General features: G+C 64.1%; 14 protein-coding genes. 5 read left to right on the forward strand and 9 right to left on the reverse strand.

The window, feature by feature from the left end:
• Window positions 1-85: 85 nt before the first annotated feature.
• Complete coding sequence (locus JQ507_21190) at window positions 86-1,153, forward strand: threonine aldolase family protein (GenBank protein ID QRI67485.1); 1,068 nt, start codon at window positions 86-88, stop codon at window positions 1,151-1,153.
• Here the strand turns inward: JQ507_21190 and JQ507_21195 are convergent, their stop codons facing one another.
• The 5 genes from JQ507_21195 to grxD all read right to left on the reverse strand — a co-directional run bounded on the left by JQ507_21195 (window position 1,154) and on the right by grxD (window position 6,226).
• On the reverse strand, window positions 1,154-2,644 hold the full coding sequence (locus tag JQ507_21195) for a serine hydrolase (protein QRI67486.1): 1,491 nt from the start codon (window positions 2,642-2,644) through the stop codon (window positions 1,154-1,156).
• A gap of 2 nt (window positions 2,645-2,646) precedes the next feature.
• On the reverse strand, window positions 2,647-3,909 hold the full coding sequence (locus JQ507_21200) for a beta-lactamase family protein (GenBank protein QRI67487.1): 1,263 nt from the start codon (window positions 3,907-3,909) through the stop codon (window positions 2,647-2,649).
• 103 nt (window positions 3,910-4,012) lie between these two features.
• Window positions 4,013-5,296, reverse strand: coding sequence for a beta-lactamase family protein (locus tag JQ507_21205; protein ID QRI67488.1), 1,284 nt, complete (start codon window positions 5,294-5,296; stop codon window positions 4,013-4,015).
• A gap of 49 nt (window positions 5,297-5,345) precedes the next feature.
• On the reverse strand, window positions 5,346-5,897 hold the full coding sequence (locus tag JQ507_21210; protein QRI73448.1) for an O-acetyl-ADP-ribose deacetylase: 552 nt from the start codon (window positions 5,895-5,897) through the stop codon (window positions 5,346-5,348).
• Window positions 5,894-6,226 (reverse strand): Grx4 family monothiol glutaredoxin, encoded by a 333-nt coding sequence (grxD, locus tag JQ507_21215; GenBank protein ID QRI67489.1) that lies wholly within the window; start codon window positions 6,224-6,226, stop codon window positions 5,894-5,896. Before grxD ends, JQ507_21210 begins: the two co-directional genes overlap by 4 nt.
• Before the next feature lie 294 nt (window positions 6,227-6,520).
• Here grxD and egtB point away from each other — a divergent pair, with 294 nt between their 5' ends.
• A complete protein-coding gene (gene egtB, locus JQ507_21220) occupies window positions 6,521-7,774 on the forward strand; it encodes an ergothioneine biosynthesis protein EgtB (protein ID QRI67490.1) in 1,254 nt (417 codons plus the stop codon).
• A gap of 53 nt (window positions 7,775-7,827) precedes the next feature.
• On the forward strand, window positions 7,828-8,796 hold the full coding sequence (gene egtD, locus JQ507_21225) for an L-histidine N(alpha)-methyltransferase (protein ID QRI67491.1): 969 nt from the start codon (window positions 7,828-7,830) through the stop codon (window positions 8,794-8,796).
• Between the two features lie 22 nt (window positions 8,797-8,818).
• Here egtD and JQ507_21230 read toward each other — a convergent pair whose 3' ends face one another.
• The gene (locus tag JQ507_21230; GenBank protein QRI67492.1) at window positions 8,819-10,003 is read right to left on the reverse strand and encodes a low temperature requirement protein A; all 1,185 of its coding nucleotides are present in this window, start codon (window positions 10,001-10,003) and stop codon (window positions 8,819-8,821) included.
• A 30-nt stretch (window positions 10,004-10,033) separates the two neighbouring features.
• Complete coding sequence (locus JQ507_21235; protein ID QRI67493.1) at window positions 10,034-10,270, reverse strand: BolA family transcriptional regulator; 237 nt, start codon at window positions 10,268-10,270, stop codon at window positions 10,034-10,036.
• 227 nt (window positions 10,271-10,497) lie between these two features.
• On the opposite strand from JQ507_21235, the gene JQ507_21240 reads away from it, so the two are divergent.
• Window positions 10,498-10,857 (forward strand): DUF427 domain-containing protein, encoded by a 360-nt coding sequence (locus JQ507_21240; protein ID QRI67494.1) that lies wholly within the window; start codon window positions 10,498-10,500, stop codon window positions 10,855-10,857.
• 130 nt (window positions 10,858-10,987) lie between these two features.
• Here the strand turns inward: JQ507_21240 and JQ507_21245 are convergent, their stop codons facing one another.
• Window positions 10,988-11,161, reverse strand: coding sequence for a DUF1328 domain-containing protein (locus JQ507_21245; GenBank protein ID QRI67495.1), 174 nt, complete (start codon window positions 11,159-11,161; stop codon window positions 10,988-10,990).
• Between the two features lie 193 nt (window positions 11,162-11,354).
• Between JQ507_21245 and JQ507_21250 the strand changes: the two genes are divergently transcribed.
• On the forward strand, window positions 11,355-12,539 hold the full coding sequence (locus tag JQ507_21250; protein ID QRI67496.1) for an acyltransferase: 1,185 nt from the start codon (window positions 11,355-11,357) through the stop codon (window positions 12,537-12,539).
• A 3-nt stretch (window positions 12,540-12,542) separates the two neighbouring features.
• Here the strand turns inward: JQ507_21250 and JQ507_21255 are convergent, their stop codons facing one another.
• Window positions 12,543-15,623, reverse strand: a complete 3,081-nt coding sequence (locus tag JQ507_21255) for an efflux RND transporter permease subunit (protein ID QRI67497.1) — start codon at window positions 15,621-15,623, stop codon at window positions 12,543-12,545.
• Window positions 15,624-15,627: the final 4 nt, after the last annotated feature.

Genomic DNA, 15,627 nt, shown 5'->3' on the forward strand with positions numbered 1-15,627 from the left:
AGCATTGCGAGTTCGGAAAGGCCCCGGTTTTGCCGGGGCCTTTTTGTTTGGCTAAAGTCAGGGCAAATCGACCGAGAGAAACATCATGCACTACACCCCTGCCCCGCCCGATCCGAAGGCGCCCGCCGTGCGCATCAACCTGCTGTCGGACACCCAGACCAGACCGACGCCGGCGATGCGCGAGGCGATGGCGAAGGCTGAGGTCGGCGACGAGCAGGTCGGCGACGATCCGACCACCAATGAGCTCTGCGCCCGCGTCGCCGATCTGCTTGGCAAGGAAGCCGCCGTGTTCATGCCGTCGGGCACGATGTGCAATGTCGCTGCGACGCTGGCCTATTGCCGGCCGGGCGACGAGATCCTGGCGCACGCCACCGCGCATATCATCGCGCGCGAGGGCGGCGCGCATGCCGCGCTCGGCGGCTTCCAGATCACCCAGCTTGCGGGCGACGATGGCCAGTTCACGCCGGACACCTTCCGGGCCGCGCTGCATCCGCGTACCCGTTACCAGCCGCCGCAGGTGCTGGTCAGCGTCGAGCAGACCGCCAATATCGGCGGCGGCACGATCTGGAAGAAGGCCGCGCTGGATGAGGTCGTTGGCATCGCCAAGGCCCATGGGCTCGTGACCCACATGGACGGCGCGCGGCTGTTGAACGCGACCGTCGCCTCCGGCATCTCTCCGCGCGACATGACGGCGGGCTGGGATTCGGCCTGGATCGACTTCTCCAAGGGCCTCGGCGCGCCGATCGGCGGCGTCATCGCCGGCACCAGAGCGTTCATCGACGACGTCTGGCGCTGGAAGCAGCGGCTCGGCGGCTCGATGCGGCAGTCCGGCGTCTGTGCCGCCGCCTGCATCCACGCGCTCGATCATCATGTCGACCGCCTTGCCGACGACCACGCCAATGCGCGGGCGCTGGCACGCGGGCTGTCGCAGATCAACGGCATCGCGGTGCAGACGCCCGAGACCAACCTCGTCTTCTTCAAGCCGGACGGTGCCGGCGTATCGGGCGACAAGATGGTCGCCGAGCTGCGCAAGCGCGGCGTGATGCTGGCGATGATGGACGGCCGGATCCGGGCCTGCACGCATCTCGACGTTACGGCGGAGATGATCGAGGAAGCGGTCGGGCACGTCCGGGACATCGTCCGCGCGGCGTAGCTACGGCTTGGCTTGCGGAACGCGTCGCGCAAGGTGATCCCTACCGTCCTGGTGGAAGATCAACTGCGTCGCTGCAGCTTCGCCGTCACCATCGAACGATAGCACCGCATCAACCACCTTGAAGAAGAAGGTGCGATCGCTCTCGGGGAAGAGCTCGCGACGCTCCTCCCCCGTCGCGTGGCTGAACAGGCGATTGCCCTCCCTGGCGACGCGGATCGCAAACTGCGGCGTGAACTGATAGGTCCCGACCAGGCGATCCAGCGCCTGCGGGTCCGCTGCGATGACTGTCTTGATCCTGGCCTGGCGATCAGGCCAGCGGTACTCATCCGCGATGCTGCGCAGGATCTCGCCCACCAGGATCTGTCCACCCCAGCTATTCGTCATCACGACCGCGCCATCACCGTTCTCGAAGATCACCATCGTGTTGACGAAGCCGTGGTTGACGCCGTTGTGCCAGAACTGCCGTTGAGGCGCGGTGCCGCGAACCAGCCAGCCCAATCCATATCGTCCGAGCCCCGGCGGAAGCCCCTCGGCGCTGCCGAGAACGGGCGAGAGCATCTCCACAGTCGTCGATTGCGAGAGCACGGAATAGCGGCGGCCCGTCAGCCCATCCAGCGTGGCGAGCAAGCAATGAGCGAGATCGGTCGGCGTCGTCCATAGTCCGGCAGCGGCAAGTTCCGGATGGATGCGGGGGCCGCCGGGCACCGGCGCGCCGTCCGAGCGGTAGGGCGTTGCGGCCATCGGCAAGCGATCCGCGGACAATGGTTGCGCGAAACTGGAATGCGTCATCCCGAACGGCCTGAGAACGACATCGTCAAGCAACGCCGGAAACGGCCGCCCCGTCACGTCGACCAGCAACTGCTCGATGATCGCGTAGCCGCCGCCGGAATATTGCGTCTGCTTGCCCGGCTCGTGCTCGACCAAAACCGGCGCGCTGTTCGCAGGCCGCGCGCCATTGAGGACCTCGGCAAGGGACGGCACCGGTTCGCCGGCCGGGTAGCCCTCAAAGCCCTGAACAGTCGTGCCGGCCGAATGACTGAGCAGCCCGCGCAGCGTGACCCTGGATTGGCGGCTGAACGGATGGTCAGGAATTTTCCAGCCCTTGAGCGCGAGATTGACGTCGGCATCCAGATCGAGCTTCCCGGCCTGCGCCAATGCCAACGCCGCGACGGCCGTCACCGGCTTGCTGATCGAGCCGGCCTGGAACAGCGTTTCCGGCACCACGGGCGGGCCACCGATGGCGGTGAGGCCAAAGCCGCGCGCCCATTCGATGACGCCGCCGCTGATGACCGCGATGCTGACACCCGGGACGCGGAGTTCGCCCATCCGCTCGGACAGGCTCATCGGCGCATCGCCATCGACGATGACGGCGGTCCTCAGCCCCATCGTGACCCGTTCGATGCGCGCTGCGACATCGCTTTGACTGTTCGAACCGCCGGCAGAACCGGTTTGCGAGGAAGCGGCGTCGTCATGGCCACCGCCTCGCGCCATTCCTACCGCCCCATCGCCTGGTAGATCAGCGTCTTCAGTTCCTGCTGGATCCGGCCGCGCTGCGACGGCGTCTGCACCATGAAAATTCCAAACAGATCGTCGGCGGGATCGATGAAGAAGAACGTACCGCCGACGCCGTCCCAGCGGTATTCGCCCAGCGGCCAGTTCGTGTTCGCCGGCACCGAAGTGCGGACGGCGAAGCCGAGGCCGAAGCCCGAATTCGGACCGGGATAATAGTTCTTGTCGCGGGCGACGCCGGTCTCGGGGCCGATATGGTCCGACGCCATCAGTGCGATGGTCTCCGCCTTCAGGTAGCGCCGGCCTTCATAGACGCCGCCGTTCAACAACATCTGCGCAAAGCGTGCGTAATCGCTGACGGTACCGACCATCCCGCCGCCGCCGGATCGCCATTTCAGCGGCTTCCTGGGATCGCGCACCTGTGTGGTCGGGCTGATCGCGCGATCATTGGGCATCGGCTCGGCGATCAGCGGCCACTTGGCGGGATCGGCGACATAGAACGCGGTCTCGTCCATGCCGAGCGGCTCGAGTAGCCGCTCCCTCTCGAACTGGAGCAGGGATTTTCCCGTGATCACTTCGATGACGCGGCCCAGCACGTCGGTGGAATGACCGTAGTCCCATCTCGTCCCGGGCTGTTCGGCGAGCGGCAGCGCGGTAAGCTTCGCCACGAACTCGGCATTGGAGATGTCGCTCTTGAACAGGTCGGCATCGGCATAGGCCTTGTTCACCAGCCCACCGCCATAGTAGCCGTAGGGCAGCCCGGAAGTGTGGCGCATCAGGTCTTCGATCGTCACCGCGCGCTTGAGCGGCTCCAGTGTGAGCGCCGGCTTGCCATCTTCTCCGTGCGTCTTCACTCCGACCTTCATATCCGCAAAGGCAGGAATGTATTTCGAGACCGGATCGCTGAGCGCCAGCTTGCCCTCCTCCACCAGCATCATCGCGACGACGGTCGTGATCGGCTTCGACATCGAATAGAGGCGGAAGATGGTATCCGCGCTCATCGACAGCTCGGTGGTGGGGTCGCGAACCCCGAAATTCTCGTAGTAGACCGGCTTGCCGTGCTGTTGCAGCAGCAGGATCGCGCCGGGAATCTTCCCGTTCGCGATCTCGTTCCTGACATAGTCGGAGACCTTGGCGAGGCCCTCCGGAGAGAATCTGTGCGCGGCCAACCCCGGGGAGCCGGCCTTCGCATCGGTTGCGACGAACGCGAGCACGAGCGCCGCGACGACAGCGCGGCATCTACGCATGAGAGAGCATGATCCGATCGGATTGCATCGGATCATGCTCTCATTCCTTGTTTTTGACGCGTTATCTTCACGCGAACCGGCATCCACTTCGCTCGAAAACGCTCTAGTTTTCCATGGCTTCGTAGACGAGCTGCTTCAACGTCCGCTGGATGCGCTGGCGCTCGGTCGGCGTCTGCTCCAGCAGGACGAAGAAGAAGTCCTGCTTGCGGTCGATGATGTAGTAGCAGCCGCTGGCGCCGTCCCATTTCAGCTCGCCGAGATCGCCGGGCGGCGGCGGCTTCGCCGTACCCGGATCGGTGCGCACCGCGATCCCCAGTCCGAAGCCGAAGCCGTCGCCGGGGAAGTAGAAGAAGTCTCGCTCGACGCCGGAGCCGGGCCCGACACGGTCGGTCATCAGTTCCTTGAACGTCTCGGGCTTCATGATGGTCTTGCCGTCGAGGGTGCCGCCATTGAGCAGCATCTGCGCGAAGCGCGAATAGTCCGCCATGGTCGAGACCATGCCGCCAGAGGCGGACTCCCATTTCTTGACCGTGGTCGGATCGTTGATCCGGCCGACCCTGAAGTCGCTGTCGTTCGGCATCGGCTCGGCCATCAGCTTCTGCTTCTCGGGATCGGTGACGAAGAAGCCGGTGTCCTTCATCCCGAGCGGGCCGAGCAGCCTTTCCTGCTCGATGGTCGAGAGCTTCTCGCCGGTGGCCACCTCCATCACGCGCGCCAGGATGTCGGTGGAATGGCCATATTGCCAGAGCGCGCCGGGCTGGTTGTGCAGCGGCAGCTTGGCGATCCGCTCGGCGAATTCAGCGAGATCGAAATCGCCGCCGTAGATGTTGGCCTCCTTGTAGGCCTTGCGGACCAGGCTGTCGCCGTAGAAGCCGTAGGTGATACCCGACGTATGCGTCATCAGATCGAGGATCGTGATCGGCCGCCTGGGCGGCACCAGCTCGAGCGTCTTGGTGCCGTCCTCGGCCTTCTTCTCGACGCCGACCTTCACATTGGCAAAGGACGGGATGTATTTCGAGACGGGGTCGTCGAGCTTGTATTTCCCCTCCTCCAGCAGCTGCATCGACACTACGGCGGTGATCGACTTGGACATCGACGCCAGCCGGAAGATGGTCTGGTCGGTGATCGGCACCTTGCTGACCACGTCCTGCACGCCGAAGGCCTCGTGATAGACCGGCTTGCCGTGCTGCTGGATCAGGACGACGGCGCCGGGAATCTTGCCGGTCGCGACCTCGTTCTTGAAGAACTCGCTGATCCTGGCAAGCTTGTCGGGGTTGAAATGCGCACCCGCCGGAATCTCATAGGTGCCCTCGGTGTGCGAGAATGCCGGCGCCGTTAGCACGACCGCCACGGCTGCGGCCGCGCATGTCAAACGAAATGAATGCATTCGGTCTGTCCCTCCCCGGATATCACGGGGAAGTGTAGCGGCGGTATCATCAGGCACAAGGGCTCCCAAAGGCGTCCAGGACCGCCTGATGCAGCTCGCCGCTTGGAGCCGCGAAGCAGCAGAAGATCACCTGTGTGACACCGGGGGCGGATGGCAGGGCGTCCACGACCGTTCGAACGGCGATTGCCGCCGCGCGATCCGCGGGGAAACGGTAGATCCCGGTGGAAATCGCAGGGAAGGCCACCGACGCAAGCCCGTGCTCGTCGCAGAGCTGCATCGAACGCCGATAGCACGATGCAAGCAGAGCATCCTGGTCGAGCTTCCCGCCATTCCACACCGGGCCAACGGTATGGATCACGTGCCTGGCGGGCAGCCGATAGCCCTTGGTGATCTTTGCCTGGCCGGTCGTGCAGCCATGAAGCATACGGCATTCGGCGACGAGATCGGGTCCAGCGGCGCGATGAATCGCGCCGTCGACACCGCCGCCACCGAGCAGCGATGAATTGGCCGCGTTGACGATGGCGTCAACGCGCAGGGTCGTGATGTCGGTGACGATGACTTCGAGCCGCGCATTGCCGATCCGGCGCGCGGTCAAGGTCAGGCAGCCACGTCGACCGGGATGCCCTTGTCGGCAAACAGCTGCTGCAATTCACCGGCCTGGAACATCTCGCGGATGATGTCGCAACCGCCGACGAACTCGCCCTTCACGTAGAGCTGCGGAATCGTCGGCCAGTTCGAATAGACCTTGATGCCGTTGCGCAGCTCGGCCGATTCGAGAACGTTGAGGCCTTTGTAGCCGACACCGATGTGGTCGAGGATCTGAACGACCTGACCGGAAAACCCGCACTGCGGGAATTGCGGCGTGCCCTTCATGAACAGCACGACGTCGTTCGACTTCACTTCGTTGTCGATGAATTGCTCGATGCTCATTTTCGCTTCCTTGCGTAGGCGGCGCTCTCAGGCCTTGACGGGCCGGCCCGCCCTTCTAACCCGTGACTGGCTATATATGTAGCTCAAACCATTGTGCATCCAAAGCAAAATGGCGGAAATCCGGCATGCGGTTGGGGCCGGACGGCACCCCCAAAAGCGCCGGGATTATCTGACGGCCCCAATATCATCATGGGGGGAGGCTTTTTTCCCGTAACGGAGCCCCTATCTAGGACGAACTGTCCGTCAGGAACCAGACTGCCGAAGCAACGTTCTCCCCTGGAATCGGAGACCCATGTGACGAAACCAGCCTCTGCCGCGGCCGCCAATTCCGCCGCCGCCCCGTCACCTTCCTCCGAATCCGCCCCGCTCGCGCAGCGGCTGGCGGACGCCTATCGTGCGGTCCGCGACGAGACCGAGCGCCGGGCCGCCCCGCTTTCGGCGGAAGACCAGCTGATCCAGTCGATGCCGGATGCGAGCCCTGCCAAGTGGCACCGCGCCCATACCACCTGGTTCTTCGAGCAGTTTCTGCTCGGAGAACACGTCAAGGGCTACACGCCGTTACATCCTGACTACGCCTATCTGTTCAATTCCTATTACGTCAGCGCCGGCCCCCGGCATGCCCGCCACCAGCGCGGCCATCTGACCCGACCGACCGCCGACGAAGTCACAGCCTACCGCCGCCATGTCGACGCCGAGGTGGTGAAGTTCTTCCGGACCGCGACGCCTGAAAAGCTCGAGGCGCTGGTGCCGCTGGTCGAGGTCGGCCTCAATCACGAGCAGCAGCATCAGGAGCTGATGGTCACCGACATCCTGCATGCCTTCGCGCAGAACCCGATTCCGCCGGCCTACGATCCGGCGTGGCGCTTCCCGGCGTCGCAGCACGGGCCGCAGGAATGGGTGGCGCTCAACGAAGGCATCCACACCGTCGGCCATGCCGACGACAGCTTCCATTTCGACAATGAGAAGCCCGCGCATCGAGCCCTGGTCGGCCCGGTCAAGCTCGCCAAGAATCTCGTCACCAACGCCGAGTGGCTCGCCTTCATCAAGGACGGCGGCTATTCCACCGCGACGCTATGGCTGATGGACGGCTTCGGCACTGTCAGCAAAGAGGGCTGGCAGGCGCCCGGCCATTGGCGTGAGATCGACGGCGAATGGCAGATCATGACGCTGGGCGGCCTGCAGCCGATCGATCCGCAGGCCCCGGTCTGCCATGTCAGCTATTACGAGGCCGACGCCTTCGCCCGCTGGGCCGGCAAGCATCTACCGACCGAGATAGAATGGGAGGTCGCCGCCCGCGCCGGCCTGCTCAGCGACGCCTATGGCATCGTCTGGCAATGGACCCGCAGCTCCTATTCGCCCTATCCGGGCTACCGCGCCATCGAGGGCGCACTCGGTGAGTACAACGGAAAATTCATGGTGAATCAGCTCGTGCTGCGGGGGTCGTCGCTGGCGACGCCACCGGGTCACAGCCGCGTCACCTACCGCAACTTCTTCTATCCGCACCATCGCTGGCAATTCACGGGGTTACGCCTCGCCGACTACGCCTGATTGATTCCAGTCGACATCAAGTGCGCGCCGGTAAGCGCGTTCAGGAGAGTATCATGAATGTGCATGCCGCCGCTTTGGCCAAAGCCTATCCGTTCGACGAAGCGACTGCTGCGTTTGCCGGCGACGTGATCGGCGATCTCGCCCGTCACCCGAAACGGCTGTCGCCAAAATATTTCTACGACGCCACCGGCTCGGAGCTGTTCGAGCAGATCACGGTGCTGCCGGAATATTATCCGACACGCACCGAACTCGGCATCCTCAGCGACCGCGGCGACGAGATCGCGGCGAACATTCCGGACGGCGCAGCGCTGGTCGAGTTCGGCGCCGGTGCGACCACCAAGGTACGCCTGCTGCTCGAGCATTGCGAATTCGCAGCCTATGTGCCGGTCGATATTTCCGGCGATTTCCTGAAAGCCCAGGCCGACGGCCTGCGGAAGGATTTCCCGGGTCTCGGCATCTATCCGGTCACGGCCGATTTCACCACGCCGTTCGCGCTGCCCGAGGCGGTCGCCGCGATGCCGAAGGTCGGCTTCTTCCCCGGATCGACGCTCGGCAATTTCGAACCGAGCGAGGCCTTGGCCTTCCTGCGCAGCGCGCGCAAGATCCTCGGCCACGGCGCGCAGATGATCATCGGCGTCGACCTCGAGAAGGACGAGCGCGTGCTGTACGACGCCTACAACGATGCGGCCGGCGTCACCGCGCGCTTCAACCTCAATGTGCTGGTGCGGATCAACCGCGAGCTCGGCGGCAATTTCGATCTCTCGGGCTTCACCCACCGTTCGATCTACAACCGTGACCGCCATCGCATCGAGATGCACCTGATCAGCCGCAAGGCGCAGACCGTGCGGATCCTCGGCAACACCTTCGCGTTCCGCCCCGGTGAAAGCATTCACACCGAGAACAGCTACAAATACTCGATCGAGCGTTTCACCGCACTGGCGCGCAGCGCGGGCTGGACGGTGCGCAACAGCTGGACCGACGCCAACACGATGTTCTCGGTGCACGCGCTGATCGCGGAATAGACTCGGGAGCGGACCCCGCCGGCTATTCTTCGGCCGAGGGATCGGACCGCAGCGAGATCGATTCCCACGCCGCGACCACGATCATGATCGCGGTGGTGACGATCGAGAGCATCAGCGGCGACATCCCGCCGGCGAAATACGCCGTGACCGCCAGCGCGACGATGCCGACGCCGTGCGAGAGCTGCAGGAAGCCGCGGATCACGTATTTGAACAGGATGGTCCCGACCAGGAACAGCATGGGGCCGCCGACCGAGCTGATGATCGTCTTCAGGTCGGAATGGCCGCCTGGATGCTTCAACACCAGCTCATCGGCAACCGCGGTGAGGATGATGCCGCCGACGATCGGCATATGCAGATAGGTGTAGGCGATCCGCGCGACACGGCCGGATTCCTCCGCCTTCGAGATCATCTCGGAGCCCGCCTCGGCGCCCTTGTGGAAATAGATCCACCACATCGCGATGCTGCCGACCAAAGCCGAGATGAAGGCTGTGACATTCTCCGGCGTCCAGATCAGGTCGGCGAAGGTCGCGCCGTCGACCACGATGGCCTCGCCGAGCGCAATGATGATGAAGCCGGCGCAGCGCTCGGCCATATGGCCGCCTTCGACCGACCAGGCCTCGATCGAGGACGGGCCGAGCCCCGGGGTCCAGAACCGCGCGGCGGGCGCGATATATTCGATTGTCAGCGCCGCGATCCAGAGCCACATCCGCGTCTCATGCTCGGCGAAGCCGCCTGATATCCACAGCACGGCCGAGCAAGACAGCCAGGTCAGGATCCGGATCGCATTGTGGCGCACCGCGGTGCGGCGCCGCGGCGTCGCCAGCAGCCAGAACGCGGTGCGGCCGACCTGCATCGCGGCATAGGTCCCGGCAAACCACAGCCCGCGGCCCTCGAATGCGGTCGGGATCGAGGTCGACAGCAACAGCCCGCCCAGCATCAGGACGAACAGCAGCAGGCGGACCGGCGTCAGGTCGGGATTGAGCCAGTTGGTGACCCAGGTGGTGTAGACCCACACCCACCACACCGCGAGGAACAGCAGCGTGACCTGCACCGCGCCGAGCGGGGTGAAGTGATGCAGCAGCGTGTGCGACAGCTGCGTGACGGCGAAGACGAAGACGAGGTCGAAGAACAGCTCGGCATTGGTGACGCGGCTGTGCTGGTTCGGCACGATGACGCGAAACATGGCGCCGCGCGGATTTTCTGCCATTGCTTGCGGCCCCCGCCTGCTGGCCGGGCCTTAGCCTTCCGGCACCCCGGTTTGCAGCGCCAGGGCGTGCAGGACGCCGCCCATCTGGCCCTTCAGCGATTGGTAGACGATCTGGTGCTGCTGGACGCGGGACTTGCCGCGGAATGACTCGGAAACGACAGTGGCCGCATAATGGTCGCCGTCGCCGGCCAGGTCGCGGATCGTCACCTCGGCGTCCGGGATCGCTGCCTTGATCATCGATTCGATATCACGGGCGTCCATCGGCATCCCAGTCCACCTCCGTCAGGTCATTCGAATCAGGGCCGATTTGGCCAGGAAAACCCAAGAAAACCCGAGTAGCCCGAGAAAATCTGCGACAACACCCAAGGCAAAACCTGGCGCCTGAGGTCTTCTAGGTCATCCCGGGCACACTATATTCCCATTCCCAGCGATTTAAACCTGCATCAATCGGTCACAAGCCATCACGTCGAAATAACCAGAAGAGGCGCAGAATCATGAAGCTCCCCGGCCCCGACCATCCCATCACGATCACGCCCAATGCCAAACGCGTCCGCGTCACCGCCGACGGCGTCGTGATCGCCGAGACCACCCATGCGCTGACCCTCAAGGAAGCGAGCTATCCGGCCGTGCAATACGTCCCCCGGCAGGACGCCAACATGGCGCTGCTCGCCCGCACCGAGCGGACCACGCATTGCCCGTACAAGGGGGATGCGAGCTACTTCAGCATCAAGGCGAACGGCAAGACGCTGGACAATGCGATCTGGACCTATGAGGAGCCTTTCCCGGCCATGACCGAGATCGCCGGCCACCTCGCATTCTATCCCGACAAGGTGAAGATCGAGGAAGTCGCCTAGGTTCAACGTCGGCATTCCGGGACGATGCACAAGCATCGCCCCGGACTCTCGGGATCCCCCGAAGCGCAATCGCGCGTCGGAGGTTTGCTTCGCGCCCCGAATGACGGCATTTGTTGAAGCAGCTTTGCCGCTAGACCCTGAATATCGTGAGCCCAAGGATCAGCAGCACCAGGAAGATCACGACGAACACATAGAACAGAAAGCGTGCGATATCGGCTGAAGCGGCTGAGATACCTGTGAAGCCGAGCAAGCCCGCGATGATCGATACGACAAGGAAGACCAACGCCCATTTCAGCAGTGTCATTACTTGCTCCTCAAAGGCGCGCGCCCCGTGCGCCCGCCAGCCTTCCAGACAACGCCCGCTACAAACGCCAGTTCCAAAACGAAACAGACGCGCTGAGATGACCGACCTCGACACCACGGAATCGGGACGATTGGGCCTTGCTGAATCGGGTTCCCGATTGCAACATCGGGATGCAGACCAGGCTGGGGGCACCATGAAATCGATTGCTCACGCGGCTCCGGCCGTCGACATCCAGGCAGCACCGAAGCTCCACAAGCGCAATGTCGCGCTGGACCGCGCGCGCACCTTCCTGACGCTGGTCGTGCTGCTGCACCATGCGGTGATCCCCTACACCCATTTCGGGCATACCGACCCCACATCGTGGATCGGCTTCGACTGCGTGGTGCTCGCCACCGACAGCTTCTTCATGGCGATGTTCTTCTTTCTGTCCGGGCTGTTCGTCTGGCCCGGGCTCGGCCGCAAGCCGTGGCTGATCTTCCTGCGCGACCGGCTGCTGCGGCTCGGCTTGCCGTTTGTGGTCTGCGCCGTCACCGTAATTCCGATCGCCTATTACGCGATCGCCCTGCGCGCGACGCCGGAGCTGACCTTCTCCGAGTTCTGGCGAAAAACCATGATGTTCGGGCCATGGCCAAGCGGCCCGATCTGGTTCGTCTGGGTGTTGATGACCTTCGACCTGACGGCGAGCCTGCTGTACCGGGTCTCGCCGCATCTGCTCGAGCCGATCAACCGTCTGTCGATCATGGGATTCGAACGTCCCTCGAAGTTCTGGCTGTTCCTCGTCGTCGTCAGCGCCGCCGCCTATCTGCCGATGTTGGTCCATTACGGCCAGAACTACTGGTTCGAGCTCGGGCCGTTTTCGGTGCAGGCGAGCCGCGTGCTGCTGTACGCGTCCTATTTCTTCATCGGGGCGGGCATCGGGGCGGCAAACCTCGAGGGTGGCGTGCTCAGCGCGCATGGGCGACTGACCGAGCGGCGCTGGTTCTGGACCGGCGTCACGCTGATCCCCTACGCGCTGATGTGGGTGATGATCTACATCAAGCGCCAGATCATCGGTAACCCCGATCCGCTGCCGGGCTGGTATCTTGCGGCCTATGGCAGCTTCTACGTGCTGTTCAGTGCCTCGATCCTGTTCGCGATCCTGGCCTACTTCCTGCAATCGAAAGCAGTGGGGCCGACGCTGCTCGACCGCATGCAGAGCGACGCCTACGGCATGTTCCTGGTGCACTATCCGATCGTGCTGTGGCTGCAATACTGGCTGTTCGACATGGATCTGCCGGCGATCGCAAAGGCTGCGATCGCGTTCTTCGCCACGGTGGCGCTGAGCTGGGCCGCGACAGCCGTGCTGCGCAAGCTGCCGGGCGCCAACTACGTGCTGTAGAGATCACGCAGCGATCTCGCCCCTCGCCGCCACGCTTTCGAGCCGTGGCGTGGCGGCGGCGCGATGGTCGCGGGCGATCAGGATGTAGAAGGTCGGCAGCACGAACAGCGTGAACAGCGTGCCGATCAGCATCCCCATCACCACGACGATGCCGATCGCGAAGCGGCTCGCCGCGCCTGCGCCGTCGGCATAGAGCAGCGGCGCGAGGCCGGCGACCATCGCGGCCGTCGTCATCAGTACCGGCCGCATGCGCACGACGGCCGCCTTCTGGATCGCGGCAACGCGGTCGAGTCCTTCATGGTGCTGGATCTCGTTGGCAAAGCTCACCATCAGGATGCCGTGCTTGGAGATCAGCCCAATCAGCGTGACGAGCCCGATCTGGGTGTAGATGTTCAGCGTGGTGAAACCGAAATACAGCGGCAGCAGCGCGCCGCAGACCGCGAGCGGCACCGTGACCATGATGACCAGCGGATCGCGAAAACTCTCGAACTGCGCCGCCAGCACCAGGAAGATCACGATCAGCGCCATGCCGAAGGTGACGATCAGGCGGTTGCCCTCCTGGACGTATTGCCGGCTGTCCGACAGCCAGTCGACCGTCATGCCCGGCGACAGCTTCTGCGCCTGCATGAAGGACACCGCCTGTCCCATGGTCACACCGGGCTTGAGCACCGCCGAGATCGTCGCCGCGTTCATCTGATTGAACTGCGGCAGCCGGTTCGGCTCCGGCTTGACGTCGATCTTGATCACCGTCGACAGCGGGAACATCTGGCCCGAGCTGGAACGCACGTTGAAGTTTCCGAGATTCTCCGGCGTGACCCGGTCGGCCTGGCGCACCTGCGGGATCACCACGTAGGAGCGCTCGAAGAAATTGAAGCGGTTGACATAGTTCTCGCCGACCAGCACCGCGAGCGTATCGGCGATGGTCTGCATGCTGACGCCCGCCTCGGCCGCCTTGGCGTGATCGATCGTGATCCGCGCGGTCGGGCTGTCGAAGGCGAGATCGCTGTCGACGAAGACGAACAGCCCGCTCTTCCAGGCCGCTCCCTTCAAAGTCTCGACCTCCTGATAGATGCTGGCGAAATCGCCGGCCGAACGCACCACCATCTGGAACGGCAGGCCGCCGGTCGCCGCCGGCAGTGCGGCCGGCTGGAACGGCGTCACGCTGGCGCCGAGCACGCCGTAGGACATGCCGTAGAGCTGGTTCTGGATGTCGTCGGCGGAACGCTTGCGCTTGTCCCAGTCGGTCAGGTTGATGCCGCCGAAGGCCCGGTTCTGTCCGTCATTGCCGTTAAGCACCCAACTCGACTGATACTCCGGAAACGAGCGATACATCTGCTCGATCTGATCGGTGTAGCGCGTCGTGTAATCCACGCTGGCATATTGCGGGGCCCTGAGCACGGTGAACACGTAACCCTGGTCTTCCGGCGGCGCGAGCTCGCGCTGGCTGCCAAGGAACAGCACCACGATCGCGGCCAGCACGCTGACGGCAACCACCAGCACCGCGGTACGCATCCTAAGCGTCGCTGCCAAGAGCCAGCTGTAGCCGCGCGACAGCTTCGAGAACCGGTACTCGACAAAGCGGGCAAACCGGCCATGCGAGGTCGCTTCACCCAACAGCTGCGAGCTCATCATCGGCGACAGGGTCAGCGCGACCACGCCCGATACGATCACCGAGCCCGCCAGCGTGAAGGCGAATTCGCGGAACATGCTGCCGGTGAGGCCGCCCATCAGGCCGATCGGGGCGTAGACCGCGGCAAGCGTGATCGTCATCGCGACCACGGGGCCGATGATCTCGCGCGCGCCGATCAAGGCCGCCTCGGCCGGCTTCAGCCCCTCTTCGATGTGGCGATGGATGTTCTCCACCACGACAATGGCGTCGTCGACGACGAGCCCGATCGCGAGCACCATCGCAAGCAGGGTCAAGAGGTTGATGGAAAAGCCGAGCGCCAGCATCATCGCGGCGGTGCCGACCAGCGACAGCGGCACCGTGACGACAGGGATCAGCACCGAGCGGAACGATCCGAGGAACAACAGGATCACCACCACGACGATTACGATCGCCTCGACCAGTGCGTGCTGGACCTCCGAGATCGAGGCCTTGACGAAGTGAACGATGTTGAAGACGTCCCTGACTTGCAGGCCGGGCGGCGCCGCCCGGTTGAGATCCCCGATCACCTTGTTGGTGGCCGCGACGATCTCCAGCGGATTGCCGTCGGGGGTCGGCTGCACGCCGATGAACACGGTCGGCGTGCCGTTGTCGCGCGCATTGGCATCGTAGTTCTCGCCGCCGATCTCGAGTGTCGCGACATCGCCGAGCCGCACCAAACCGCCGCTGCCGGCACCGGTCTTGATCACCATCTTGCGGAAATCGTCGAGATTCCTGAGATCGGTCTGCGCCGCGATGTTGGTGACGGTGATCTCGCCGCGCAGCCGGCCCGGCGCCGACTGCACGTTGTTGGCGCGCAGCGCCGCCGCGATATCGCCCGCGGTCAGCCCGCGCGCCGCAAGCTTGAACGGATCGATCCATACCCGCATCGCCAGCGCCGCGCCGCCCAACGTATCGGCCGACGCGACGCCGGGCACGGACGTCAACAGCGGCTGCGCCACGCGGGTGGCGAAGTCGGTGATTTCAGCGGAGCTCAGCGTCGCGCTGGTGAAGGCGATGTACTGCACCGCCGACGCGCCGTCGGTGATCTTGGTGATGACAGGGTCGAACACGCCGGCGGGCATGCGGTACTTGACCTGCTGCACCTTGGCGAGCACCTCGGTCATGGCACGGTCGGCGTTGGCGTTGAGCACCAGCTTGGCCTTGATCTGGCTCGTGCCGAGCGTCGAGTTCGAGGTCATGTACTCGATGCCATTGGCGGTCGCGATCGACTGCGCGATGACAGAGGTGACGAACCCCTGCATGACGTCCTGGGTCGCACCGGGGAACGAGACGTCGACCTGGATCGTCGCGCTCTCCATGCTGGGATATTGCCGGACCGGCAGCGAGACCATCGCTGCGGTGCCGATCAGAAGGATCAGCAGGCTGACGACCGTCGCCAGGATCGGTCGGCGGATGAAGATGTCGGTGAAATGCATGATG

The sequence above is a fragment of the Bradyrhizobium sp. PSBB068 genome (assembly GCA_016839165.1).
Classification (GTDB): domain Bacteria; phylum Pseudomonadota; class Alphaproteobacteria; order Rhizobiales; family Xanthobacteraceae; genus Bradyrhizobium.